Below are 25,476 nucleotides of genomic sequence, written 5' to 3' on the forward strand. Positions count from 1 at the left end.
CGCAGGCAGGTACGCGAGACGCTATCGAGCGAATCTCTCGCAACGCTACGACGCCGAGTCGCTCACCGCGGCGTCGGCGTCCTCCGGACGTTTCGGCGCGGGGTGCGGGACCACGTCGAGCACGGCCTTCTCGATGGCCTCGCGCCGCTGCGGGCCGTCGTCGGCGCCCAGGTCGAGGCAGAACGAGTCCACGACGGCCGCGCCCATGGTGACCACCTTCGCCCAGCGCACATCGGCGCGGCACGCGGCGAACGCGGCCGCCAGCCTGCTGAGCAGGCCGATCCGGTCCTCCGCGCGCAGTTCCAGGATCACCTGGCCCGGTGTCGAGGTGGACGACCAGATCAGCCGGGGCGCGGCCTGCGCGTACGGGCTGGGGCCGGCACCCGCGGCCTCCCGTTCGCGCTTGGCCAGCAACGCGGGCAGATCCAGATCGCCCGCGATGGCGCGGATCAGCTCCTGGCGCAGCAGTCCGGCGTCGGGCGGGTCGCCGAATTTGGGCGCCACCACGAAAGTATTGACCGCCGAAGCACCTTCGCCGCCCAGCGAGGCCGACAGCACCCGCAGCGAATGCAGCGCCAGCACGCCCGCGGCTTCCGACAGCAGCCCGGAGGTGTCGGGCGCGATCACGGTGATCCCATAGGTGTACTTGCCCTCGCCGGGCTCCAGCGTGACGTGCACGCCACCCGCTGCGGCCTTCGCCAGCAGTTCGGGCGCGATCGGCTCCGGCGCGGGCAGCTCGTCGCCCGCCATCACCAGGCGGCAGCGCCGCACCAGGTCGCCGATCAGCGAGGCCTTCCAATCGCCCCACACGCCGGGACCGGTGGCCAGCGAATCGGCCTCGGCGAGGGTGTGCAGCAATTCCAACGTCTGCACGTCACCGTCGAGGGCGTCCACCACGTACTGCACGGTCTCCGGATCGGCGAGGTCGCGCCGGGTCGCGGTGTCGGGCAGCAGCAGGTGGTGGCGCACGACGGCGCTGAGCGTGCGCACGTCGGAGGGCCACAACCCGAGCCTGCGCCCGATGTGGGTGGCCAGTTCCGCGCCGACGACGCTGTGGTCGCCCTGGCGGCCCTTGCCGATGTCGTGCATCAGCGCGCCGAGCGCGAGCAGGTCGGGGCGGGCCACCCGGGTGCTCAGCGCGCTCGCGTAGGCGACCGTCTCCATGAGGTGACGGTCGACGGTCCAGGTGTGCAGGGCGTCGCGCGGCGGCAGATCGCGCACCGCGCCCCATTCCGGCAGCAGACGGCCCCACAACCCGGTGCGGTCCAGCGCCTCGATCGCGCCGATCGCGCCGCGCCCGGACCCGAGCAGCACGAGCAGATCGTTGAGCGCGTCCTTCGGCCACGGCTCGCGCAGTTCGGGCGCGTCCTCGGACAGGCGGTTGAGCGTGGTGGCCGACATCGGCAACCCCGTCTGCGCCGACGCGGCCGCCACCCGCAGGATCAGCCCCGGATCCCGTTGCGGGCGCGCGTCCCTGGCCAGGACCACCTCGCCCGCGTGCTCGACCACCCCCTCATCGAGTGGTCGCCGCACCGGCATCCGGCGCAGCCGGGCCAGCCCACGCCGCGGCAGCGCGTTCGCCGCCGTGCGCAGCCCGACCTCGACCGAGTAGCTCACCGTCCGCGCCGAATCGCTCAGCGTCCTGGCCAGATCGAAGCGATCGCCGATGCGCAGCGCCGCGCCGATCTCGTCGGCGTCCTGCGCGCGCAACTGGTCGCGGGCGCGTCCGGCGACGCGATGCAACTCGGTGCGCACATCCAGCAGCCTGCGGTGCGCGTGCTTCAGGCCGCCGCCGGGCACCTCGGGACCGAGCCCCGGCATGGCGTCGGTCAGCTGCGCGATGGCGAGCGCGTCGAGCAGCTGGATGTCGCGCAGTCCGCCGCGTCCGTTCTTCAGATCGGGTTCGGCCCGGTGGGCGATCTCGCCGCTGCGCTGCCAGCGGGCCTTGGCCTGGGTGATCAGCTCGTCGAAGCGGTTGCGGATCCCGGTGCGCCACTCCCGGCGCACCCCGCCGATGAGCAGATTGCTCAGCTCGGCGTCGCCGACGATGTGGCGGGCCTCGAGCATGCCGAGCGCCGCGATCAGATCGTCGTTGGCCACCCGCAGCGCCTGCGGGACGGTGCGCACGCTGTGGTCGAGCTTGATGTGGGCGTCCCACAGCGGATACCAGAGCTGATCGGCGACCTCGGCGACCCGGGCCGGGTCGACATCGTCGTGCAACAGCACCAGGTCCAGATCGGAGTACGGCAGCATCTCCCGGCGCCCGAGGCCACCCACGGCGACGATGGCCAGTCCACTGTCGGCGGTGATGCCCAGTTCGGCGCCTTTGCTGGTGAGCCACAGTTCGTAGAGGTCTACCAGCGCGGCCCGCAGCGATTCGGCGTCCAGGCGCGGATTGCGCGGCAATCCGCCGTCCAGCAACTGCTTACGGGCCCGCACCAGATCCGCCGCCCCGTTCGACACCCGTTCGCCGCCCTTGCCGGCCCCGTCTCCACTACCCACAACCCACACCGCCCATCCAACTGAGGGCGGCCCCGTCCCGACCGGGCTTGTCCGGTGGGAGCGGAGCCGCCGCTCGATTTCCGCTAGTCGCGCTTACAGTGCGTCGGTACCGCGTTCGCCGGTCCGGACCCGGATGATCGACTCGACCGGGGTGACCCAGACCTTGCCGTCACCGATCTTGCCGGTGCGCGAGGCCTCGACGATCACGTCGACGACCTTGTCCACCGAGGCGTCGTCGACTACGACCTCGACGCGGACCTTCGGGACGAAGTCCACCGAGTACTCCGCGCCGCGATAGACCTCGGTGTGTCCCTTCTGGCGCCCGTAGCCCTGCACCTCGCTGACGGTCATGCCCAGCACGCCCGCCGCTTCGAGTCCGGTCTTGACGTCCTCGAGCGTGAACGGTTTGACGATTGCGGTGATCAGTTTCATGTTCGTCATGCCTCCTTGACGGCCGAGCGTGCCGTGCCACCCACAGCAGCGAAATCGTATGCCGTTTCCGCGTGTTCCGACTCGTCCATGCCAACCGATTCTTCCTCTTCGCTGGCGCGCAGGCCGATGGTCAGCTTGATGACGTAGGCGATCGCGAGGGCGACGACGAACGAGTAGGCGAGTACGGCGACCGCGCCGAGCGCCTGCCTGCCGAGCAGTTCCAGGCCACCACCGTAGAACAGGCCCTCCGCGCCGGCCGGAGCCTCGGGCGCGGCGACCAGGCCGATCAGCACGGTGCCGAGGACACCGCCGACCAGGTGGATGCCGACGACGTCGAGCGAGTCGTCATAACCGAACTTGAACTTGAGGCCGACCGCCAGGGCGCAGACCGCGCCGGCGATGACGCCGATGATCAGCGCGCCGAGCACGTTGACCGAGGAGCAGGACGGGGTGATGGCGACCAGGCCCGCCACGATGCCCGACGCCGCGCCGAGCGAAGTCGGCTTGCCGTCGCGGATCTTCTCCACCAGCAACCAGGCGAGCATGGCGGCGGCGGTGGCGACGAGGGTGGTGACGAAGGTGAACCCGGCGACACCATCGGCGGCCACGGCCGACCCGGCGTTGAAGCCGAACCAACCGAACCACAGCAGGGCCGCGCCCAGCATCACGAACGGCAGGTTGTGCGGACGGAACGGGGTCTTGGGCCAGCCCGCGCGCTTGCCGACCACGATCGCCAGAGCCAGCGCCGCGGCGCCGGAGTTGATGTGCACGGCGGTGCCACCGGCGAAGTCGATGGCCTCCACCTTCGACATGATCCAGCCGCCACCCCACACCCAGTGCGCGACCGGGAAGTAGACCAGGGTCGCCCAGATGCCGGCGAAGACCAGCCAGGAGCCGAACTTCAGGCGGTCGGCCACGGCGCCCGAGATCAGGGCCACGGTGATGATCGCGAACATCGCCTGGAAGGCGACGAAGACGGTCGCCGGGATCGTGCCGACCAGCGGGACGCCGACCGACTCCTCACCGAAACCGGCCAGCAGGGTGCGTAGCCCGAAGAATTCGGTGGGGTCGCCGATCAGGCTTCCCTTGTCCGTGCCGAAGGCCACCGAGTAGCCGTACAGCACCCAGAGCACCGCGACAACGCCCATGGCGCTGATGCTCATCATGATCATGTTCAGCACGTTCTTGCTGCGGACCATGCCGCCGTAGAAGAATGCCAACCCGGGCGTCATGAGCAGCACGAGGGCCGCACTGGTCAGCAACCAAGCCGTGTCACCTGTGTCGGGCACACCGATCTCCGGCGCCGCCAGGATTACGGGATTCACCACCTTTGTTCCTCCTCATCTCGGGCTTCGCCGGCAACGACGTAAGCCTGCACAGAAGGGTCCTCACTCGGTGTTTCATCTGTTGAGCTGTCGTGTTTCACCTGCGTGAACGGATAGCGCGGTTGTGTTGCTACCAGGTTTCGTGGCGTGCACCGGAGGTTTCGTACCCGCTGTGAGGTGCGTGTCGAGAGCATCCGATGCGCAAACGGCCACGGCCGGAGTCACCCGCCCGGCCGTGTGTCCGGTAGATCCGATTCGCGCTGAGACGATTCGTACCGTGCCCTCGTCACGCTCAGCCCAGCAACGCGTCCACGAACGCGCCCGGTTCGAACGGCGCGAGGTCGTCGGAGCCCTCGCCGAGCCCGACCAGCTTCACCGGGACGCCCAGCTCGTGCTGCACCTGGAACACGATGCCGCCCTTGGCGGTGCCGTCCAGTTTGGTGAGCACCACGCCGGTGATGTCGACCACCTCGGCGAACACCCGCGCCTGGGTGAGCCCGTTCTGGCCGACGGTGGCGTCGAGCACGAGTAGCACCTCGTCGACCGCGGCCTTCTTCTCCACCACGCGCTTGACCTTGCCCAGCTCGTCCATCAGGCCGGTTTTGGTGTGCAGGCGGCCCGCGGTGTCCACGAGCACCGCGTCCACGCCGCGGTCGATGCCCGCCGCCACCGCGTCGAACGCGACGGCGGCCGGGTCGGCCCCCTCCTTGCCGCGCACGGTCTCGGCGCCGACGCGCTCACCCCAGGTCTGCAACTGGTCGGCGGCGGCGGCGCGGAAGGTGTCGGCGGCGCCGAGCAGCACGCGGCGCCCGTCGGCGACGAGGACCCGGGCCAGTTTGCCGGTGGTGGTGGTCTTTCCGGTGCCGTTCACGCCGACGACCAGCAGGATCGCCGGGTGATCGGGATGTGGCAGCGCGCGGATGGAACGGTCGAGTTCCGGGCGCAGCGCCTCGACCAGCACGTCACGCAGAACGGCGCGGGCCTGGTCGGGGGTGCGGACGCTGCGGGCGGCCAGTTCCTCGCGTAACCGCTCCACCACGGCGGTGGTGCTGGCGGTGCCGAGGTCGGCGAGCACGAGGGTGTCCTCGATCTCCTCCCACGAGTCCTCGTCCAGGTCACCGCCGCCGAGCAGGCCGAGCAGGCTCTTGCCCACGGCGTTCTGGGAGCGGGACAGGCGGCCGCGCAGGCGTACGAGGCGGCCCGCGGTGGGCTCGATCTCCTCGAGTCCGGGGGCGGTCTCGACACCGGCGGGGGTGTCGGGGATCGCCGGGGCCGGTTCCAGGGTTTCCGGTTCGGCGTGTGCGGTGTCCGACGGTGCGGTCTCGGCGGGTTTCGCGGTCTCGGCGCGTGCGGTGTCCGACGGTGCGGTCTCGGCGGGTTTCGCGGTCTCGGCGCGTGCGGTGTCCGAGGGCGCGATCTCGGTGGGTTTCGCGTCCGAGGGCGTGGTATCGGTGGTCGACGTCGTGTCCGCCGGGTCGGCGGTGGCCGGCTCGGCCCTCGGAGGTTCCTCGGTGTCGGCGGCCGGCGCCGTCGACGTGGGCTGCGGGGGTTCCAAGACGTCGGCTTCCGGCAGCCGCACGTTGGTGATGCCGCGCTTCGGCGCGTCGCGCGGGATGGCCGCGTCGTCGCCGACGTGCGGCTGGCCCTCGTCGTCGGTCCGTTCCAGCAGGGGCGGGTCGGGTCGCGGTGCGGTTGCCGTGCCGCCCTGGCTGAACGAGAACCCGCCCGAGGCGGTGTACCCGCCGGAGCGGTCGGTCAGCTCCTTGTCCGGTTCCGGCGCGGCGATCGACACCCGCCTGCGCTTGTAGAGGATGAATCCGGTGACGAGCGCCACCAGTAGCACGGCGGCGATCGCGGCTATCAGTATCCAGGCTTCGGAACTCACGCCGACCATCCTTGCAGAACACATCGCCCCTGATGAGCGCGGCCGTGCGCCGGTCGCGCCGCGACACTCGGCCCCACGAGATTTCTTGTCCTGCGGAACTTCTCGCGAAGTGACAATAGGATCGGCGGCGTGACCGATCGAAACGTGCTTGGGGGGCCGCTGGAAGAGTGCGGCACCGATCCGCTGACGGGCTTCTACCGGGACGGGTGCTGTAGCACCGGTCCGGAGGACCTCGGCAGCCATACGGTGTGCACCGTCGTGACGGCGGAGTTCCTGGAGCACCAGGCGTCCATCGGCAACGATCTGAGTACGCCGCGGCCGGAGAACAACTTCCCCGGCCTGCAACCCGGGGACCGGTGGTGCGTGGTCGCCGTGCGGTGGCTGCACGCGCACGAGGACGGTGTCGCGGCGCCGGTGGTGCTGGCCGCCACCCACGAGAACGCGCTCGAAGTGATCTCCATGGAAATCCTGCGCAAGTACGCGGTCGACGTCCCCGACGACGTCAGCGATCTGCTCTAGGCGCGGGCCGGTCCCGCGCGGGTGGCGCGGGACCGGCCCCGGCGCACCCCGCGCGAACGGTCACTCCGCGGGTGCCAGGGGCTCCCCGACTGCCCGCGCAGTTGACCGACCTCATAACGAAATCCTCAGTCTGACAATGCCATTCGTGCCGCCCGAGGCGACAGTGGCGGAAAACACGGCTAGAGTCATCGGACATCAGCGCCACTCACGCCGCACGCACCGCCGCAGGAAAGCCGAGCCGCGATGGATCCGATCGCCGAGCGTTTGACCAACCCCGCACCGATCCGCACCGTGTCGTGCGGTGAGCTCACCGTCACGTATCTGCCGGACGGGCTCACCACCATGAACGCGCGCGCCTGGTTGCCCGCCGCCTCCGAGGAGTTCTGGCGCGGGCACGGCGAATACCTCGCCGACGACTGTTTCGTCGGCAGCGTCGGCGGGCTGCTGGTCGAGCACGGCACCCGGGCGATGCTGATCGACGCCGGATTCGGGCCGCTGGTCTACCGGACGGGGGTCGGCATCCTGCGCGGCGGCGCGCTGCTGGACAGCCTCGCCCGGGCGGGGCGCACGCCCGCCGAGGTCGAGTCCGTCGCGCTCACCCACCTGCACGCCGACCACTTCGGCTGGCTGTGGCGCGCGGCGCCCGGGCAGCCGCGTCCGCCGTTCACCCACGCACGGGTGTTCGTCGGCGCGCAGGAGTGGCGGCAGCGCGCGCTCGCCGCGATGTCGGGCACCCGGCCGGAGATGCTGGCCATGTTCGAGCGACAGGTGAGTCCCGTCGAGGAGGGCGACGAGATCTTCCCCGGCGTGCGCGCCCTGGCGCTGCCCGGCCACACCGTCGGGCACACCGGCTACGTCCTGGAGTCACACGGGCAGCGGTTGATCGCGTTCGGCGACGCGCTGCATTCGTCGTTGCAGATCGCCCACCCCGAACTGTCCGCCGTCGCCGATCTGGACCCGATGCGCTCGGCCGACGTCCGCCACGGCCTGGTGGAACAGTTGGCCGCACCCGGCACCCTGGGCTACGGCTGCCATTTCGCCGACGTCCAGTTCGGCAACGCGGTGCCGAACGGCGGCGGGCGCGTCTGGCAACCCCGCCGTTTCACCCCGGTTCCGGCCCGCTGACCATGCGTACGCTGGACGCGGTGAGCTTCTTCCGGAGGTGGCGCGGGCGGCGGGACCCTGTCGGCGCGGAAGTCGATGAGATCTTCGGCCCGTCCCGCAGACACATCCACGAGCACAAGGAGTGGATCGCGGTCGCCAAGCTCGACGACCGGATATCCGGCGACGATCCGCTGGTCGACCTCGAGTCGGGCACTGTCACGCTGCCCGCTCGCGATGACCTGTGGAGCTGATCTGCCGCTGCACTCGCCCGCGCAGACCTGCCCGCCCTATGCCGGTGCGGCGGCCATGTCCCCGCTGCGCAACCGCTGTGAGATCACCTGGGTGATGCCGTCTCCGCGCATGCTGACGCCGTAGAGGGCGTCGGCGATCTCCATGGTGGGCTTCTGGTGGGTGATGACGATGAGCTGGCTCTTCTCCCGCAGCTGCTCGAACAGGCCGATCAGCCTGCGCAGGTTGGTGTCGTCGAGCGCGGCCTCCACCTCGTCCATCACGTAGAACGGCGAGGGCCGGGCGCGGAAGATGGCGACCAGCAGGGCGACGGCGGTCAGCGACTTCTCGCCACCCGAGAGCAGCGACAGGCGCTTGACCTTCTTGCCCGGCGGGCGCGCCTCCACCTCGATGCCGGTGGTGAGCATGTCGGAGGGGTCGGTGAGCACCAGCCTGCCCTCACCGCCGGGGAACAGCTTCGCGAAAACCTGCACGAACTCGCGCTCCACGTCGGCGTACGCCTCGGTGAACACTTGCAGGATGCGCGCGTCCACCTCGGCCACCACGTCGAGCAGGTCCTTGCGCGCGTTCTTGACGTCCTCGAGCTGGGTGGACAGGAAGTTGTAGCGCTCCTCCAGCGCCGCGAACTCCTCCAGCGCCAGGGGATTCACCTTCCCGAGGGTCTGGAGATCCTTCTCGGCGCGCTTGGCGCGTCGTTCCTGACTGGCCCGGTCGTAGGGCATGGGCTGCGGCGGGCTGACCTGTTCGCCCCGCTCCTTGGCCTGCTCGTACTCCTGCATCTCCAGCGCCGAGGGCGGCAGCGGCACCTCGGGCCCGTACTCGGCGACCAGGTCCGACAGCGCGATGCCGAACTGTTCGGCGATGGTCGTCTCCAGCTGTTCGATCCGCAGCGCCGCCTGCGCCTTGGCCACCTCGTCGCGGTGCACGGCGTCGGTCAGCTGGGCCAGCTGGGTGCCGAGCGCCCGGACGCGCTCCTTCACCTGGTCCACTTGCGCGGCGCATTCGGTGCGGCGGCGCACCAGCTCGTCGCGGCGGGCGCTCGCCTCGGCCACCACGCGCTCGAGTTCCGCCGCGACCCGGGCCCCCGCCTCGGCGACGGCGGCCGCGACCGCCGCGGCCCGCTTGCGCGCGGCCTGCGCGCGTTCGGCGCGGGCCCGCGTCTCGCGTTCGGCGCGGGCGGCCCGGCGCAGCGAATCCGCTTTGCCGCGTACCGATTCCGCGCGTTCCTCGGCGGTGCGCACGGCGAGCCTGGCCTCGACCTCCATGGAGCGGGCCTCGGCCAGCGCGGCGGCCGCCTCCTCGCGGTCGCGGCCCGCGGTCTCGGTGCCCGCCGCGCCGAGCCCGTCGGCGTCCACGTCGGCCTGTTCGAGTTCGGCGTGGCGCAGCCGGTCCTCGAGATCGGCCAGGGCCGAGAGCGCTTCCTCGCGCCCGGCCTCGGCTTCGGCGCGCTGGGCGCCCAGCCGCTCGCCCTCGGACTGCGCGGTGCGGGCGGTCTGGCCGAGCCTGCCGAGCCGGTCGTAGATCGCCATCAGCGCCTGGTCGGATTCGTGCAGGGAGAGCAGCGCGTGGTCGACGGCTTCCTTGCGGTCGGCCTGTTCGGCGAGCGCGCCGGACAGCGCCGCCTCCAGTTCCTCGGCGCGGCGCTGCGCGGCGACGAGTTCGGCGCGCGCGGTGTCGATATCGGCCTGGATCTCGAGCTGGCTGGGCGCGCGGTCGGAGCCGCCGACCAGCCAGCCGGTGCCGGTGAGGTCGCCGTCGCGGGTGACCACCCGCAGGTCGGGGCGGGCCGCGACGAGTTCGGCCGCGGCCGCGAGGTCGTCGGCCACGGCGATGCCTGCGGTCAGCGCCGCGACGGCCGCGCGCACCGCCTCCGGGCACTCCACCACCTCGGCGAGCCGGCGCGCCCCACCGGGCAGCGCCTCGCGCGCGGGCTCGGGCGCGGCGGCCGCCGTGAACACCAGGGCGGCGCGCCCGCCGTCGGCCTCCTTCAACGCCCGCACGGCCGCGTGCGCCGCGTCGCCGGTCTCGGCGGTGACGGCGTCGGCGAGCGGGCCCAGCGCGGCGGCCACGGCGGTTTCGAATCCGGCGTGCACCCGCAGCAGCCCCGAGAGCGGCCCGAGCAATCCGTCGGCGTGGTTCTCCACCAGCCAGGCCGAGCCGTCGCGGCGGGCCAGGCCCATGCCGAGCGCTTCGATGCGGGCGGTCAGCGAGGCCACGAGCTTGCTCGCGTCGCGGTCCTGTTCGCGCAGTTCGGTCACCCGCCGGTCGGCGATCTCGAGAGCCTGCACGGCGTGTTCGTGCTGGGCGTCGAGCCCTTCCTCCCCGGCGTCGAGTTCGCCGAGTTCGCCTTGGACCGTGTCGAATTCGGCCTGTGCGGCCTCGGCGCGGTGCCGCGCCTCGGCGATCGCGACCGAGAGGCGGGCGATCTCGGCGTCCACCGACTGCGCCCGGGTGCGCAACGTGTCGACCTGGCCGGAGAGCCGCGCCAGGCCCTCGCGCCGGTCGGCGATGGCCCGCACGGCGGCCAGGTGCGCCTGTTCGGCGGCCTTGGCGGCGTGCTCGCGTTCGGCGAGCGCGTCGCGGGCGGCCTCCAGCGTCTCCACCGCCATCTCGACGGCCTCGCGCAGTTCGGCCTCCTCGGCCTCCATACGGTCGGCCTCGGCCTCGAGCTGTTCGGGATCGCGACCGGTGCCCACCGGCGCGTCGGTGTGCAGATGCCTGGCCCGGTCCTCGGCGATGCGGATGGTCGCGTTCACCCGCTCGGCCAGCGCCGAGAGCTGGAACCAGGTCTGCGCCGCCGCCTCCGCGCTCGGCGTCAGCTTCGACAGCTGGAACTCGCCCTGGGTCAACGCGGCGTTGGCGGCGTCCAGTTCGGCCTGCACGGTGATCTGCTGTTCGCGCGCGTAGGCCTCTTTGCTCTGCTGGCTCTCCAGCTCGCGGCGGCGCGTGACCAGGTCGTCGGCGGCCAGGCGCAGCCGCGCGTCGCGCAGGTCGGCCTGCACGGTGGCCGCGCGGCGGGCCACTTCGGCCTGGCGGCCCAGCGGTTTGAGCTGGCGGCGCAGCTCGGTGGTGAGGTCGGTGAGGCGCGCCAGATTGGCCTGCATCGCCTCGAGTTTGCGGACCGCCTTCTCCTTGCGTTTGCGGTGCTTGAGCACACCGGCCGCCTCCTCGACGAAGGCGCGCCGGTCCTCGGGCCGCGATTCCAGGATGGCGGAGAGCTGGCCCTGCCCGACGATGACGTGCATCTCCCGGCCGATGCCGGAGTCGCTGAGCAGCTCCTGCACGTCCATCAGGCGGCAGGAGCTGCCGTTGATCTCGTATTCGCCCGCGCCGTCGCGGAACATGCGCCGGGTGATGGACACCTCGGCGTAGTCGATGGGCAGCGCGCCGTCGGAGTTGTCGATGGTGAGGGTCACCTCGGCGCGGCCCAGCGGCGCGCGGCCCGCGGTACCCGCGAAGATGACGTCCTGCATCTTGCCGCCGCGCAGGGCCTTCGCGCCTTGTTCGCCCATCACCCAGGTCAGCGCGTCGACGACATTGGACTTGCCGGAGCCGTTCGGCCCGACCACGCAGGTAATGCCCGGTTCGAACCGCAACGTCGTCGCGGACGCGAAGGATTTGAAGCCCTTCAGCGTCAAGCTCTTGAGATGCAAGTTCGACGACCTTTCCGTGCGCGGTGGCCGGTGCGTGCTGCGCGGGGTGACCAGCCATGCTAACCGCCGGTCGGAGCCGGGGCGCGACGGCTCCAGGGTAACGACTCACACGCCGGGAGCGGGGGATCCGGGATGCCCGGCGTTTGCCGAGGCCACCGGGCGGTCCGGGTCGGCACCCGGTGCGACGGAGTCGGCTGCCACGCGCGGTGGCGGCGGCCTACGATCCTCTCTGTCTCCGCAAGTGGCCTCGTTCCCCGGGAGCAGTCAACGGATGCGCGCACCTTCGATCGACACCGGCACGGCCTTGCGGCTGACCCGCATCGCCGCGCTGGTCGCGGGCTGCCTGCTGTTCCTGCACGCCTGCGACCGGACGCGCAAGGTGATCCCCCTGGACGTGTGGATCGAACTGGGCGCGGCCGCCGCGCTGGGCGTGGGAGCCATGGTGACGGCGTGGTTCGAGATCTCCCGCACCGACCGCGGCCGCCCGGACGAGCCGCCCGAGGAGTTCGTGTTCGATTCCGGCGACCGCAGCGTGCGGGCCCGCATCGCGGGGTCCGGCAACCTGGTGTTCCACGGACGCGTCGAGGAGGGACCGCACGCCGGGCACGAATGGTCGTGGACGTTCCGGCCCGCGACGTTCGACGCGGTGCGAAAGGCGCTCGGCGGTGACGGCGATCTGATCGCGTTGCTGGACGAGGTGGTGCCCACGCTCACGCCCGAGGCCGCCGCCGATCCCGGCGGATGGTTGCGCGCGCACGGCATCGCGGCCACCTACCGGGAGAAGGGTGAGCATCCGAGCCGGATCACCGACAAGTTGCCCATCTTCCGGCCCACCTCGCGACGTGCGACCGAGCGCCCCGAGCTGTCGCCCCAGGCTCCCGCCGAGCGTCGTCCCCGTGCGGCGGATCCGCGAGTGATCGCCAGGCGGCAGGCGGCGGCGCGGGAGAACGAAGCGCGGTGGTCGCGCCGGGCCCAACCCGACGGCGACCCGCATCCGTCCATGCCGCTGCCCGAACACCCGACTTTGCGGCCCCCGGCACCTGGTGACGCGAACTATCGCAGGCCCGGACCCGACCGGTTCGTCCCCGATCGCCGCGAACCGTCACGGCGTCACGTTGACGAACCCGCCCCACCCCACGAACAACCGCGCGGCCGCTGGGCCTTCGACGAAGCCCCCCGCGGCGGCGCGGACCACCGGACATATACCGATCGCGAACCCTCGAGCCTCGGAGCGGACCAGGATCGACGGCGCGGCGCGGCCGCGCCGTCGTCTACGCCCGAGCGATGGCCCCGAACGTCTACTCCCGCAACGCCGTACGCCGACCACCCCGAGGACGAAGAGCCACCGCGCCGACGTCCGCACCGCTATCTCTGACCGACACAACAGGGCGGACCGGGGAGCCCCTCCGACAGAATTCAGCCGGCGCGGCGCACCCTGGGCGCACCGCACCCGCGCCCGGACTCGAACCCGGTGAGCATCCGGAAGACGAGCACCGCACCCCAGGGCCCGATGACCCACATCGGCCAGAAGTAGGTGAGTTCGCCGACCCCGAGCGAGATGGCGCCCCAGATGACCAGCACGAGCACGCTGACGCCGAGCCAGGCGCTGCCCTCGATGCGCTGCCACACCGGAATGCGCGGGCCGCGCGCCTTCGCGACCGTGGTGGTCGCGCCGCGTTCGCGCTCGAGCTTCGGCAGGTCCGCGAGGACGAGTTGCAGGTCCTCGCGCGTGGTCGTCCCGTAGACGCGGGCGACCCGCTGGTCGTATTCCGCGAGGTCCAGCCTGCCCTCGGACATATGCCTGCCGAGTTGCCGGACGATCTGGTCGCGCTCGGCATCGGATGCGCGGGTTCCGGGCGTGATGTCCATATTTCCTATCCCCTTCACCTTCCCACCCTCCACAATGGAATGTTGGTCAGTCCAGAGTGCTCCTCCCACAGTGGAATGTCAACTGGTTTCGCGGGAGCACGCGCGCGATGCCGATACGCTGGCTCGTATGCCGGTATCGGCATACGAGCATCGAGGAGGAATAGTGTCCGAGACTGTGCGCGGGGTGATCGCCCGAACCGTCGGCGCCCCTGTCGAACTCGTCGACATCGTCATTCCCGATCCCGGCCCGCACGACGTGGTGGTTCGCGTCCAGGCGTGCGGCGTCTGCCATACCGACCTGCACTATCGCGAGGGCGGCATCAACGACGAGTTCCCGTTCCTGCTCGGTCACGAGGCCGCGGGCGTGGTCGAGACCGTCGGCGAGGCGGTCACCCACGTGACGCCCGGTGATTTCGTGGTGCTGAACTGGCGCGCGGTGTGCGGCGAATGCCGGGCGTGTAAGCGCGGCCGCCCCTGGTACTGCTTCGACAGCCGCAACGCCAGCCGCAAGATGACGCTGCCCGACGGCACCGAACTCAGCCCGGCCCTGGGAATCGGCGCGTTCGCCGACAAGACGCTGGTGCACGAGGGCCAGTGCACCAAGGTCGATCCCGACGCCGACCCGGCGGTCGTCGGACTGCTCGGCTGCGGCGTGATGGCCGGTATCGGCGCGGCCGTGAACACCGGCGGCGTCTCGCGCGGCGACACCGTCGCGGTGATCGGCTGCGGCGGCGTGGGCGACGCGGCCATCGCCGGCGCGAAGCTGGCGGGGGCGCGCACCATCATCGCCGTCGACCGCGACCCCGGAAAACTGCGCTGGGCCACCGACTTCGGCGCCACACACACCGTGGACGCGAACACCGAGGACGCCGTGGAGCGCATCCGGGAGATCACCGGCGACTTCGGCGCCGATGTGGTGATCGAGGCCGTGGGCCGCCCCGAGACCTGGAAGCAGGCGTTCTACGCGCGCGACCTGGCGGGCACCGTGGTGCTGGTCGGCGTGCCCACCCCGGACATGACGATCGAGATGCCGCTCATCGACCTGTTCTCCCGGGGCGGGGCGCTCAAGTCCTCCTGGTACGGCGACTGCCTGCCCGAGCGGGACTTCCCGATGCTGGTCGAGTTGTACCGCCAGGGCCGGCTGCCGCTGGAGAAGTTCGTCACCGAACGCATCGCCCTGGACCAGGTGGAGAAGGCGTTCACCGCCATGCACGCGGGCGAGGTGCTGCGCTCGGTCGTCGTGTGGTGACGAGTTGCCTACCGGCGGCCGGGATCGTATTCCCAGGCGTTCGGGGGCAGGCCGGGCCGCGTCGGGAACGGGGTGATTCGCGCATCAACCGCAATTCCGACCTGTCCGAGGGTCAACGGCATCGTGCAATCCCGCGCCGGGCGGGAAGCGGGATCGCCGCCGAAACCGGTCACCGACTTGTTGTAGGGACCGAACACCGGGCTGCCCCCGGCCAGATTCAGCCCGAAGCAATCGACTTCCAGGATGTAGGTCCCGTCACCGCCGCAGTGCGCCGAGGCGCCGGTCGGCGTGCGGTCGAGTACGCAATCGCGCGGTTCGGCGGCCGCCGAACCGGACGTCGCGATCATCGCGGCGCCGATACCGGCAACCACCGCCGATACACCCGTAACCTTCGTGGTCCAACGCATAGTCGAGCGCTCCTTTTCCGAGGTTTCGTGCCGATAGCACAGATAATTCGAGGCGGTGAGGCGGCGTGCGCTGCGCGAGGGGACCGTGTCTCCCGTCCGGAGCCGACCCGCGATTCAGGGGCGCTGAGAGGCCCGCTGGTGATCCGCCACAACCAACAAGGAGCCAGGCTACCCTCTTGCCGGCCTCGATGTGTGCAAGCCGGCTGCGTCAGATGCAGGGATCGTTCGCGGCGGTCAGCCAGTCTGGTGGGGGTCGGGTGAGCCGGTCCCCGAAAAGTTGCCCACGTGCTCGTGAAATCAGTTGTCGCCGATTGATGAAGCGTCGACGAAGAGTCTTGTATGACCGTTTCTGGAGGTGGTGAAGTGAGTATCGAACGAGTGGTTACCTCGGGTGTGTTCGCTCTCGATGGTGGAGAGTGGGAGGTCGACAACAATGTCTGGCTGATCGGGGACGAGCGCGAGGTGCTGGTGGTGGATGCCGCGCACGACGCCGCGCCGATCGTCGAGGCCGTCGGCGGACGGCACGTAATCGCGGTGCTGTGCACGCACGGGCACAACGATCACGTCACCGTCGCGCCGGAGCTGGCCGAGCGGCTGGACGCGCCGGTGCTGCTGCACCCCGGCGACGAACCGCTGTGGCGCATGACCCACCCCGACGCCGACTACCGGTCCCTGGCGGACACGTCGCGGATCACGGTGGCGGGCATCGACATCGACGTGCTGCACACCCCGGGCCACTCCCCCGGTTCGGTCAGCTTGTACCTACCGGAGCAAGGCGCGCTGTTCACCGGCGACACCCTGTTCGCGGGCGGTCCCGGCGCCACCGGCCGGTCGTACTCCGATTTCGACACGATCATCGACTCGATCCGCGACCACCTGCTCACCCTCCCCGAGGACACGATGGTGCACACCGGGCACGGCGACGGCACCACCATCGGCGCGGAGAAACCGCACCTGGCGGAGTGGATCGCGCGCGGTCACTGACCGCGGGCGGTCAGAGGATCGCGAACGCGACCACCAGACCGATGGCGAAGTGCGCGGCGGCCACCACCAGCACCTCGGTGGTGCGCACATCGGAGTGCAGCGTCGCCCCGATGTCGATGCCGAGTACCCGCTCCAGCGCCCGCACGGAGATCACCTGCGCGATGATGCCGACCAGGCCGAACACGAGGGCGGCGATGAGTCCCTCGGCGAGCCTGCCCGCCGAGGCGTAGATGGCGAGCACGACGATGAACGCCATGCTCACCATGCCCGCCGCCGTCACGATGATCGCGTTCGGCTTGCCCGCCGAGACGAGCTCGCGCAGGTGGCCGGGGGTGGTGAGGTCGATGGCGAAGAAGCCGACAAGCATCAGCGCCAGGCCGACCAGGGCGTAGAGCAGGATCGCTCCGACGCCCTCGCCGAGCGAACTCCAGTACCCCGATTCGAGGGCGACTGCGGTCATCGTGGTCCTTCCGGAATGTGTTGTGCGGGTGGTCTATTCGGTGGGTATGCGGTGCGGCACGAAGGCCGCGCCGTCGTCGGTGATCAGTCCGGCGGTCTCGCGGATGCCGAGCCCGGCGGCGGTGTCGCCGACCAGCCACGCCCCCAGCACGGGGCGCATCTCGTCGAACACCGGTAGCGGGTCGAGCAATTGGTACACGAAACCCTCCGCGCCGTACACGCCGCCGGTGGCGGTCTCCATGCCTGCGCCGACGATGGTCATGTTCGCGCCCTCGCGCCCGAGCTTCGGTTTGCGGATGTACTCGGTGAGCTCGTTGGGCTGATCCAGGTAGGCGGGCAGCAGGTTCGGGTGGCCGGGGTACATCTCCCACAGCACCGCCAGGATCGCCTTGTTGCTGAGCAGCGTCTTCCACAGCGGTTCGACCCACATGGTCGCGGGCAGGCTCTCCACCACGCGCTTGCCGAACTCGTCGTCTAGCACCCACTCCCACGGGTAGAGCTTGAACACCGACTCCATCGGCGCCTCGGCCAGATCCACGAAACGCGCCAGCTCCGTGTCGAATCCGACTTCCTCGATGGGCAGCGCGACGGTGTCGAAGCCGGCCTCGGCGGCGGTCTCCTGCAGGTACGCGGTCGTGACGTTGTCCTCGCCGGTGGCGTCGGCCCCCGACCAGGTGAAGTGCAACTGCGGCGAGGGCAGGGTCGCGCGCACCTCGGCCCAGCGCTCGACCAGCTTCTCGTGCAAGGAGTTCCACTGGTCGCTGCCGGGGAACACGTCGGTCAGCCAGTGCCACTGCACGATCGCCGCCTCCAGCAGCGAGGTGGGCGTATCCGCGTTGTACTCCAGCAGTTTCGCGGGTTTGCGCGCGTCGTAGCGCAGGTCGAAGCGCCCGTAGACGTATGGGTCACCGCGGCGCCAGGATTCGGCGATCGGCCCCCAACTCCAGTCGGGCAGACCGAAATCCGCGAACCGCTCGGTGAGGATCACGTGTTCGACCGCGTTGAGGCACATCGAGTGCAGCAGTTCGACATCGGCTTCCAGCGCGAGGATCTCGTCCATCGCGAACTCGTAGTGCACCGACTCATCCCAGTACGGCCGCGGCAGTCCGCTGGCGTCGCGTCCGGGTGAGCCGTAGACGAGCCCCTGGTTCTCGATGATCTGCTGCCAGCCCGGTCGCGGTGTGCCGCGTACCCGGCGCATCAGGAGCCGCCGCCGGTGCTCTTGCTGCCGAGCCCGCCGCGCTGGATGGTGGTGCCCGAGCGCGTCTTGATCTCGGCGCCTTTGGGTTTCACCGTGGTGCCGCCGACGGGCGGCTTGCCGACGGTGTTGTTGCCGCCGTAGTAGTACCGGTACTGCGGGCCGCCACCGAGCACGACGAACGAGCCGCCGCCGGAGCCACCATTGCTGCCCTCGCAGTAACGGTCCTCGACGACGACTTCCTGTCCGTCCTCGTATTTCACGCAGTAGGCAGTGACCTGTTCGGCGTTCAGCGCGCGGTAGGCGAGGTACCCGCCGCCGACCAATCCGGCCACGCCGACGATGGCGACGCCGCCGATCAGCACCCGATTGCGGGTGCGGCGCTTGGCATCCGCGGCGGCCGCCGCTGCCGCTGCCGCCGCAGCGGCGTCGCGGCGCGCCTTGTCCCTGGCGCGCGCCTCGGCCACGGTGGGCGGGCGCGGCTGGGTGACACCGGGTTCCTGCCGTTGGATGCTGCCGGGACGCGGACCGGAGGGCGGCACAGCGGGCTGTTCCTGCCCCGGCGGAACTCCCGGCTGCCCCTGCTCCGGCGGCTGCCACGGCTGCCCGGCCGAACCCTGCTGCCACGGTTGACCGGCCGGGCCTTGCTGCCCCGGCTCGTCCGGCCCCGTCTGCCCCGGCTCCGGGATGTTGAGTTCGGGCCTGGCCCAGTCGGGTTCCCCGCCGGGCCGATCAGGTGGCCGCTGGTCGTCTCCCGGGTTCTGCGTGCTCACCGATCCCTCCCCGTCACCGTCGGACCCACCACTCAGCGCTCCTCGAATCCCGTCATATCACCCCGCGCGGGCTCCCAGCTTTCCACAACCAGACTCACCCGGCCAGGCGTATCCGGCGAGCGCAGCAGTGCGAGCAACCGCTCGCACCCGACTCGCGGCCCCTCCGCGATCACGTGCACGCGCCCGCCGCTGGTGTTGCGCGCGTGGCCGACCAGCCCCAATTCCAGTGCGCGCGACCGGGTCCACCATCGGAACCCGACACCCTGCACCAGACCGTGCACCCACGCCACCAGCCGGACGTTCTCGTCGGGTGTCCCCGCCGTCGGTTCGCTCATGCTCGTCTCACCCCTCACTCGCCCGGGGCCGTGTCGCCCCCGTGTCCCGCCACCGGTCGGCCGCGCACGCCCGCACCTCCCGGCGCGCCGTGTGTTCCAGCTTTCGCCGCGGCGCGCTCCCGCTCAGGCGTCGACCTCGAAGGACAGCGTCACCTTGCTGCCCGCCTTCAGGGTGCGCCCGACGGTGCACACCTTGTCGATGGCCCGCTGCACGGTGACCAGCAGGCGTTCGCGGGCCTGTTCGTCGAGTTCGCTGAGGTCCAGCTCGAACACCTCCTCCAGCTGCGGGTACACCTCGTTCTCGCGATCGGGGTCGCCCGAGACGCGGATGGTCGCGTCGAAGTTGTCGCCGAGCTTGCGTGAGAGCGGGAAGTCGGCGCTCAGGCCCGAGCAGGCGGCCAGCGCGATCTTGAGCAGCTCGCCCGGGGTGAACACGCCGGGCACGCCCTGCGAGCCGATGAGCACCTCGGCGCCGCGCGAGCTGCGCCCGGTGTAGGCCCGCGTGCCGGTGCGCTCGACCCACAGGGTGGTGGGCTCCCCCGGTTTCGCGGCCCCCGTGGTCGATGACGTACCGGTCGCGGTCGCAGCGGTGTTCTCAGCCATGGGTCTGATCCTGCCATCCTCGTAGCGGTCGCTTCACGCCTGGCAACAGCACCGTCGCGGGCGCCATTCCGGGCGGGCGATCTCCGCCACACCGCCCGCCGGGCTACACCTGGAAGCGGTATCCCATGCCCGCCTCGGTCAGCAAGTGCTTGGGATGGGACGGGTCGCGCTCCAGTTTCCGGCGCAGCTGCGCGAGATACACGCGCAGATAATGGGTTTCGGTGGCGTAGGAGGGACCCCACACTTCGCGCAGCAGTTCCTTGCGGCCCACGAGCTTGCCGCGGTTGCGCACCAGCATCTCCAGCATCCCCCATTCCGTGGGTGTGAGGTGCACGGGTTCGCCGTCCTTGGTGACCTGTTTGGCGGCCAGATCGACGGTGAACGATTCGGTCACCACCACCGCGTCACCGGTGTCGGCGCCCGAGGCGCCCCGCCGCACGGCCGCGCGCAACCGCGCCAGCAGCTCGTCCATCCCGAACGGCTTGGTGACGTAGTCGTCGGCGCCCGCGTCCAGCGCCTCGACCTTGTCGGCGGAGTCGGTGCGCGCCGACAGCACGATCACCGGCACCGTGCTCCATCCGCGCAACCCGGCCAGCACGTCGATGCCGTCGATATCGGGCAGTCCCAGATCGAGGATCACCACGTCGGGGTGTTTGTCGGCGGCCACCCGCAGCGCGGCGGTGCCGGTGCCCGCCGTGCTCACCTCGTAGCCGCGCACCGACAGGTTGATGCGCAGGGCGCGCACGATCTGCGGTTCGTCGTCCACGACCAGCACCTTCACCGGCGCGGCGGTCTGCCTGCCCTCGCTCACCGCGGGATCCGTCCGCACCGCGTCATACTCGCCCACCTCCGTCATCCGCGTCCCGACCTCCCTGGTCGCCATCGTCCACAGCTCATCGTCCTATCGCCACCGCACGCCGCGCGGTCTCCCGGCACGCGTCGTGTCGTCGGCGCTGCCGGGTCTGTCCGCACTCTGCTCCGCGCCCGGACGGTCTGCGATTCGCTCATCCGCCCCGGAGACGTCCACCTCGGAGTGCGCGCCCGCCGGATTCGCGCCGCCAGGTCCGGGATCCAACCGGTCCGCAACGGCCTCGTCGTCCGCCTCCGCCGATTCGCCCGCACCGGCCGCGGGCAGTTCGACCAGCATGGTCAGTCCGCCACCCGGCGTCGGTTCGGCGTGCACCGTGCCGTCCATCGCCTCGACGAACCCGCGGACCACCGAGAGGCCGAGGCCGACGCCGGTGGTGTTGTCGCGATCACCGAGCCGCTGGAACGGTTCGAACAGCTGGTCCTCGGTGCCGGGCGGCACGCCGGGGCCCCGGTCGGCGACCGCGATGAGCACCCGGTCGCCGTCGCGCTCGGCGGTGACGCGCACCGGCGTCTCGCGCGGCGAATGCCGCAGCGCGTTGTCGATGAGGTTGGCCAGCACCCGGTCCAGCAGACCTGCGTCGGCGAGCACCGACACCTCCCCGACCGCCACCTCGACGCGACCGATCGCCGCGCGCCGCAGCCCGCGCGCGCCCATCCCGGTGCTCACCAGCGCGCGGTGCACCGCTTCGTCCACGTACACCTGGCGCGGCGTGGGCCGGACCACACCGACGGCCAGCCGCGAGGAATCCAGCAGGTTGTCCACCAGCGCGGTCAGCTGGTCGACGGATTCCTCGATCGTCTCCAGCAACTCGGCGGTGTCCTCGGCGGAGAACTCGATATCGTCACTGCGCAGGCTGGACACGGCGGCCTTGGCCCCGGCCAGCGGCGTGCGCAGGTCGTGGCCGACCGCCGAGAGCAGCGCCCGCCGCAGCCGGTCGGCCTCGAACAGTGCGGCGGCGGCCTTGGCCTCCTCGGCCAGCCGCGACTGGCGGACCAGCCCGGCGGCCTGATTCGCGACGGCGACCAGGATCGACAGGTCCGCCGCGCCCAGTGTCGGCCCCGCCAGCAGCAGCGCGCCCGAACCGTCCCCCGCCTCCACGACCGTGTCGGCGGCGGCGGTGTTCGCGGGCGCCTCCGGTCCGACGCTCGCGAGCACCCGGCCCCCGCCGACCATGCTCACCCCGCGCATCCCGAAGGTCTCGCGCACCTGCTCGAGCATCCCGGGCAGATCCGCACCGTGCAGGACCGCCCCGGCGAAGGCCGCCAGCAGTTCCGCCTCTCGGGAAGCCTTGCGCGCCTGTCCCGTTCGCTTGGCGGCGACGTCGACCAGCGCCGCGACCGCCACGGCGACGAACAGCATCACCACGATGGTGATGAAGTTGTCGGGCTCGGCGATCGTGAGGCTGTAGCGCGGGCCGGTGAAGAACCAGTTGAGCATCAGCCCCGACAGCAGCGCCGAGCACGCGGCGGGCAGCACGCCGCCCAGCAGCGCCACGGTGACGACGCCGACGAAGAACACCGCGCTCAGTCCGCCCAGCTCCAGGTGCCGGTCCAGGACGGCGGCACTGAGCAGCGACACCAGCAGCGGCACCAGGACGGCGGCGGGCCAGGCCAGCGCGGGCTGGCGCGGCACCAGGGTGCGCCATCGCCACCCGCGATTGGCCTCCTCGTGGCTGACCATGTGCACGTCGACCTTGCCCGAGCGCTGCACGACCGAGGCGCCGATCCCCTCGTCGACCATGCGCGCCCACCGGGAGCGCCGCGAGGTGCCGAGCACCAGTTGCGTGGCGTTGACCTCGGTGGCGAATTCGAGCAGGGCGCCCGGCACGTCGTCGCCGGTGACGGTGTGCAGGCTCGCGTCGAGGCTCGCGGCCAGTTCCCGCAGCCGCGCCAGGCGCTCGGCGGAGACCCCGGCCAGCCCGTCGCCGCGCACGACGTGCACCACCATCAGCTCGGCGCTGGACTTGGTGGCGATGCGCCCGGCGCGGCGCACGATCGTCTCCGATTCGGGGCCGCCGGTCACCGCGACCACCACCCGCTCGCGCGCCTCCCACGGTTCGGTGATGTGGTGCTCGGCCCGGTACTTCGCCAGGGCGGCGTCGACCTGATCGGCCAGCCACAGCAGCGCCAGCTCGCGCAGCGCGGTGAGGTTCCCGGGACGGAAATAGTTGCGCAACGCGGCGTCCACCTTGTCGGCGGCGTACACGTTGCCGTGGGAAAGCCTGCGCCGCAATGCTTCCGGAGTGATGTCGACCAGCTCGATCTGCTCGGCGCCGCGCACGACGGCATCGGGCACCGTCTCGCGCTGCCGCACGCCCGTGATGCGCTCCACCACGTCGTTGAGGCTCTCCAGGTGCTGCACGTTCACCGTGGAGATCACGTCGATGCCCGCGTCGAGCAGTTCGGCGACGTCCTGCCAGCGCTTCTCGTTGCCGCTGCCGGGAGTGTTGGTGTGGGCGAGTTCGTCCACCAGCGCCACGGCGGGCGCGCGGCGCAGCACCGCCTCGACGTCGAGCTCGGGGAACACCGCGCCGCGGTACTCCACCAGCTTGGGCGGTATCCGTTCGATGCCCTCCAGCAGTTCGGCGGTCTTGGTGCGCCCGTGGGTCTCGACCACCGCCGCCACCACGTCGCGCCCGCGCTCCAGCCGCCGGTGCGCCTCGGCGAGCATGGCGTAGGTCTTCCCGACGCCGGGCGCGGCGCCGAGGTAGATCCGCAGCTTGCCGTCTCTCATCCGATCATCCTGCGCCATCGGCCACACCGCGGCGCCGACGCGGTACCGACTCCCTCAGCCACCGGTGCGGTACGTCCTCAGGCGCACCCGGCGCCGCTCGCGCAGCGCGAACACACGGATCGTCAGCGCGCCCAGCACGAATCCGGTGAGCAGCGCGACGGTCACGACCGACATCTCATTCCTCTCCACGGGCGGGATCGACCACCGGGCGGGTAGTGCTTTCCACTCGTCCGACCCGTCGATTTCTACCGTCGCGAAACGCGCCGACCTGGATCTTTACGATTTCTTGACGCTCACCGCCGCCGCTTTGACGACATTCGCCGCACCGGCCGCGTCCCCGGTCACCCCGCGGATCTCGTCAACGAACCGTCAAGTCCGCGCGCCGCGACGCCAAGAACTCGTCAGGGACCCATCCACGCGCCCGCATCGGCGCTTGACTCGGACCTCGCGCGTCCCGATCGCCGGGACCGCAGGAGGTAGGAGAGTCATGTCCGTCGTGGTGTTCACGGCACTGACCGTCGCGCTGTTCGCGCTGCTCGGCCTGATCCAACGGGGGGTCGAGAAACTGTGATCGCGAACGTGATCGGTCTCGCGCTGGCCGTCCTTGTCGCGGTGTTCCTCGTCGCCGCGCTGCTGTACCCCGAGAGGTTCTAGGTGAACACGACCACGGCGGGGATCGTCTTCGTGGCGTCCCTGATCCTCGCGCTGGCCTTGGTGCACGTGCCGCTCGGCGACTACCTGCACCGGGTGTACAGCGCGACCACGCACTCCCGCGCCGAACGGCTCCTCTACCGGGCCATCGGCGCGAAACCCGAAGTGGAGCAGAGCTGGCCGGTGTACGCGCGCAGCGTGCTCGCGTTCTCGGCGGTCGGCATCCTGTTCCTGTTCTTCTTCCAGCTGGTCCAGGGCGAGCTGCCGCTGCACCTGAACGATCCGGCCACCGAGATGACGCCCGCGCTGGCGTGGAACACGGCGGTCAGCTTCGTCACGAACACGAACTGGCAGAACTACTCCGGCGAGTCCACCCAGGGCCACCTGGTGCAGATGGCGGGCCTGGCGGTGCAGAACTTCGTCTCGGGCGCGGTCGGCATGGCGGTCGCGGTCGCGCTGGTGCGCGGCTTCGCCCGGCGCGACACCGGCGAACTGGGCAACTTCTGGGTCGATCTGGTGCGCGGCACGATCCGCATCCTGCTGCCGATCGCCTTCGTCGGCGCCGTCGTGCTCGTCGCGGGCGGCGTGATCCAGAACTTCCAGCTGCACGAGCAGGTCGCCCAGACCGTCGCCGGCGCGCAGCAGACCATTCCCGGCGGGCCGGTGGCCGGGCAGGAGGCCATCAAGGAACTCGGCACCAACGGCGGCGGCTTCTACAACGCCAACTCCGCGCACCCGTTCGAGAACCCGACCACGTGGACCAACTGGTTCGAGATCTTCCTGATCCTGCTGATCCCGACGGCCATGCCGCGCGCCTTCGGCCGCATGGTGGGCAGCGTCAAACAGGGTTACGCGATCATCGCCGTCATGAGCGTCATCGCGTTGGCGAGCATCGCGCTCACCACCGTGTTCCAGCTCCAGCACAACGGCACCGTGCCCGACGCCGTCGGCGCGGCCACCGAGGGCGTGGAAACCCGCTTCGGCGTGGCGAATTCGGCCACGTTCGCGGCCGCGACCACACTCACCTCGACCGGAGCGGTGGACTCGTTCCACGACTCCTACACCAGCCTCGGCGGCCTGATGCTCATGCTCAACATGCAGCTCGGTGAAGTCGCACCCGGCGGTGTCGGCTCGGGCCTGTACGGCATGCTCATCCTCGCCGTGATCACCGTGTTCGTCGCGGGACTCATGGTCGGGCGCACACCGGAGTACCTGGGCAAGAAGATCACCCCGCGCGAGATCAAGCTGGCCGCGGCGTATTTCCTGGTCAGTCCGCTGCTGGTGCTGATCTTCACCGCGATCGCCATGGCCATGCCCGGACAGCGCGACAGCATGCTCAACTCCGGGCCGCATGGACTGTCGGAGGTGTTGTACGCCTTCACCTCCGCGGCCAACAACAACGGCTCGGCGTTCGCGGGCCTCACCGGCAACACCAAGTGGTACAACACCGCCCTCGGCCTCGCGATGCTGTTCGGCCGGTTCCTGCCGATCATCTTCGTGCTCGCCCTGGCGGGTTCGCTGGCCGCGCAGGGCCGCTCCCCCGCGTCGATCGGCACGCTGCCGACCCACCGCCCGCAGTTCGTGGGCCTGGTCGTCGGCGTGACGGTGATCCTCGTCGCCCTCACCTTCCTCCCCGCACTCGCGCTCGGGCCACTCGCCGAAGGAATCCACTGAT

General features: G+C 70.8%; 23 protein-coding genes. 9 read left to right on the top strand and 14 right to left on the bottom strand.

Annotation, left to right across the window (positions count from 1 at the left end):
- Positions 1 to 45: 45 nt before the first annotated feature.
- The 4 genes from OHB21_RS35380 to ftsY all read right to left on the bottom strand — a co-directional run bounded on the left by OHB21_RS35380 (position 46) and on the right by ftsY (position 6,144).
- Complete coding sequence (locus OHB21_RS35380) at positions 46 to 2,511, bottom strand: [protein-PII] uridylyltransferase (protein WP_067514139.1); 2,466 nt, start codon at positions 2,509 to 2,511, stop codon at positions 46 to 48.
- An 84-nt stretch (positions 2,512 to 2,595) separates the two neighbouring features.
- Positions 2,596 to 2,934 carry a P-II family nitrogen regulator gene (locus OHB21_RS35385; protein WP_067514148.1) on the bottom strand — a complete coding sequence of 113 codons (339 nt, stop codon included), beginning with the start codon at positions 2,932 to 2,934 and terminating at the stop codon, positions 2,596 to 2,598.
- A gap of 5 nt (positions 2,935 to 2,939) precedes the next feature.
- Positions 2,940 to 4,244 (bottom strand): ammonium transporter, encoded by a 1,305-nt coding sequence (locus tag OHB21_RS35390; RefSeq protein WP_067514149.1) that lies wholly within the window; start codon positions 4,242 to 4,244, stop codon positions 2,940 to 2,942.
- Positions 4,245 to 4,551: 307 nt separating this feature from the next.
- Positions 4,552 to 6,144: a signal recognition particle-docking protein FtsY gene (gene ftsY, locus OHB21_RS35395; RefSeq protein WP_067514150.1), complete on the bottom strand. Its 1,593-nt coding sequence runs from the start codon at positions 6,142 to 6,144 to the stop codon at positions 4,552 to 4,554.
- 129 nt (positions 6,145 to 6,273) lie between these two features.
- Between ftsY and OHB21_RS35400 the strand changes: the two genes are divergently transcribed.
- The 3 genes from OHB21_RS35400 to OHB21_RS35410 all read left to right on the top strand — a co-directional run bounded on the left by OHB21_RS35400 (position 6,274) and on the right by OHB21_RS35410 (position 8,018).
- Entirely contained in the window at positions 6,274 to 6,663 is a 390-nt protein-coding gene (locus OHB21_RS35400; RefSeq protein ID WP_067514140.1) for a DUF2237 family protein, read from the top strand.
- A 243-nt stretch (positions 6,664 to 6,906) separates the two neighbouring features.
- Positions 6,907 to 7,788 carry an MBL fold metallo-hydrolase gene (locus OHB21_RS35405; protein WP_067514141.1) on the top strand — a complete coding sequence of 294 codons (882 nt, stop codon included), beginning with the start codon at positions 6,907 to 6,909 and terminating at the stop codon, positions 7,786 to 7,788.
- 20 nt (positions 7,789 to 7,808) lie between these two features.
- The gene (locus OHB21_RS35410) at positions 7,809 to 8,018 is read left to right on the top strand and encodes a hypothetical protein (protein ID WP_147265729.1); all 210 of its coding nucleotides are present in this window, start codon (positions 7,809 to 7,811) and stop codon (positions 8,016 to 8,018) included.
- A 36-nt stretch (positions 8,019 to 8,054) separates the two neighbouring features.
- Here the strand turns inward: OHB21_RS35410 and smc are convergent, their stop codons facing one another.
- Positions 8,055 to 11,669 carry a chromosome segregation protein SMC gene (gene smc, locus OHB21_RS35415; protein ID WP_195126111.1) on the bottom strand — a complete coding sequence of 1,205 codons (3,615 nt, stop codon included), beginning with the start codon at positions 11,667 to 11,669 and terminating at the stop codon, positions 8,055 to 8,057.
- Between the two features lie 271 nt (positions 11,670 to 11,940).
- Between smc and OHB21_RS35420 the strand changes: the two genes are divergently transcribed.
- A complete protein-coding gene (locus OHB21_RS35420) occupies positions 11,941 to 13,044 on the top strand; it encodes a hypothetical protein (protein WP_067509086.1) in 1,104 nt (367 codons plus the stop codon).
- A gap of 41 nt (positions 13,045 to 13,085) precedes the next feature.
- On the opposite strand, the gene OHB21_RS35425 is transcribed toward OHB21_RS35420, so the two are convergent.
- On the bottom strand, positions 13,086 to 13,538 hold the full coding sequence (locus OHB21_RS35425) for a DUF1707 SHOCT-like domain-containing protein (RefSeq protein WP_067509085.1): 453 nt from the start codon (positions 13,536 to 13,538) through the stop codon (positions 13,086 to 13,088).
- A gap of 163 nt (positions 13,539 to 13,701) precedes the next feature.
- Here OHB21_RS35425 and OHB21_RS35430 point away from each other — a divergent pair, with 163 nt between their 5' ends.
- The gene (locus tag OHB21_RS35430; protein ID WP_195126110.1) at positions 13,702 to 14,787 is read left to right on the top strand and encodes an S-(hydroxymethyl)mycothiol dehydrogenase; all 1,086 of its coding nucleotides are present in this window, start codon (positions 13,702 to 13,704) and stop codon (positions 14,785 to 14,787) included.
- 8 nt (positions 14,788 to 14,795) lie between these two features.
- On the opposite strand, the gene OHB21_RS35435 is transcribed toward OHB21_RS35430, so the two are convergent.
- Positions 14,796 to 15,194 (bottom strand): hypothetical protein, encoded by a 399-nt coding sequence (locus OHB21_RS35435; protein ID WP_147265730.1) that lies wholly within the window; start codon positions 15,192 to 15,194, stop codon positions 14,796 to 14,798.
- Positions 15,195 to 15,533: 339 nt separating this feature from the next.
- Between OHB21_RS35435 and OHB21_RS35440 the strand changes: the two genes are divergently transcribed.
- Positions 15,534 to 16,178, top strand: a complete 645-nt coding sequence (locus OHB21_RS35440) for an MBL fold metallo-hydrolase (RefSeq protein WP_195126109.1) — start codon at positions 15,534 to 15,536, stop codon at positions 16,176 to 16,178.
- 10 nt (positions 16,179 to 16,188) lie between these two features.
- On the opposite strand, the gene OHB21_RS35445 is transcribed toward OHB21_RS35440, so the two are convergent.
- The 7 genes from OHB21_RS35445 to OHB21_RS35475 form a co-directional block, all read right to left on the bottom strand.
- Positions 16,189 to 16,638, bottom strand: coding sequence for a DUF350 domain-containing protein (locus OHB21_RS35445; protein WP_067509078.1), 450 nt, complete (start codon positions 16,636 to 16,638; stop codon positions 16,189 to 16,191).
- Positions 16,639 to 16,671: 33 nt separating this feature from the next.
- On the bottom strand, positions 16,672 to 17,838 hold the full coding sequence (locus tag OHB21_RS35450; protein WP_195126108.1) for a glutathionylspermidine synthase family protein: 1,167 nt from the start codon (positions 17,836 to 17,838) through the stop codon (positions 16,672 to 16,674).
- Positions 17,838 to 18,608: a hypothetical protein gene (locus OHB21_RS35455; RefSeq protein WP_067509074.1), complete on the bottom strand. Its 771-nt coding sequence runs from the start codon at positions 18,606 to 18,608 to the stop codon at positions 17,838 to 17,840. The genes OHB21_RS35450 and OHB21_RS35455 overlap by 1 nt, the downstream gene beginning before the upstream one ends.
- 32 nt (positions 18,609 to 18,640) lie before the next feature.
- A complete protein-coding gene (locus OHB21_RS35460; RefSeq protein ID WP_195126107.1) occupies positions 18,641 to 18,943 on the bottom strand; it encodes an acylphosphatase in 303 nt (100 codons plus the stop codon).
- Between the two features lie 123 nt (positions 18,944 to 19,066).
- A complete protein-coding gene (locus OHB21_RS35465; protein ID WP_084537591.1) occupies positions 19,067 to 19,546 on the bottom strand; it encodes an OsmC family protein in 480 nt (159 codons plus the stop codon).
- A gap of 103 nt (positions 19,547 to 19,649) precedes the next feature.
- Positions 19,650 to 20,321 (bottom strand): response regulator, encoded by a 672-nt coding sequence (locus tag OHB21_RS35470; RefSeq protein WP_324192218.1) that lies wholly within the window; start codon positions 20,319 to 20,321, stop codon positions 19,650 to 19,652.
- Positions 20,322 to 20,447: 126 nt separating this feature from the next.
- Positions 20,448 to 23,150 carry a sensor histidine kinase gene (locus OHB21_RS35475; RefSeq protein WP_324192208.1) on the bottom strand — a complete coding sequence of 901 codons (2,703 nt, stop codon included), beginning with the start codon at positions 23,148 to 23,150 and terminating at the stop codon, positions 20,448 to 20,450.
- A 145-nt stretch (positions 23,151 to 23,295) separates the two neighbouring features.
- On the opposite strand from OHB21_RS35475, the gene OHB21_RS35480 reads away from it, so the two are divergent.
- Genes OHB21_RS35480 through kdpA form a run of 3 tightly spaced genes read left to right on the top strand, consistent with a single transcriptional unit; the run spans position 23,296 to position 25,475 of the window.
- Positions 23,296 to 23,721, top strand: coding sequence for a hypothetical protein (locus OHB21_RS35480; RefSeq protein WP_228791649.1), 426 nt, complete (start codon positions 23,296 to 23,298; stop codon positions 23,719 to 23,721).
- Between the two features lie 8 nt (positions 23,722 to 23,729).
- On the top strand, positions 23,730 to 23,804 hold the full coding sequence (gene kdpF, locus OHB21_RS35485) for a K(+)-transporting ATPase subunit F (protein WP_267898895.1): 75 nt from the start codon (positions 23,730 to 23,732) through the stop codon (positions 23,802 to 23,804).
- Positions 23,805 to 25,475, top strand: a complete 1,671-nt coding sequence (gene kdpA / locus OHB21_RS35490) for a potassium-transporting ATPase subunit KdpA (protein WP_195126106.1) — start codon at positions 23,805 to 23,807, stop codon at positions 25,473 to 25,475. It abuts the gene before it with no gap.
- The last annotated feature ends 1 nt before the right edge of the window (position 25,476 follow it).

This window comes from Nocardia puris, from assembly GCF_036051655.1.
Taxonomy (GTDB): domain Bacteria; phylum Actinomycetota; class Actinomycetes; order Mycobacteriales; family Mycobacteriaceae; genus Nocardia; species Nocardia puris.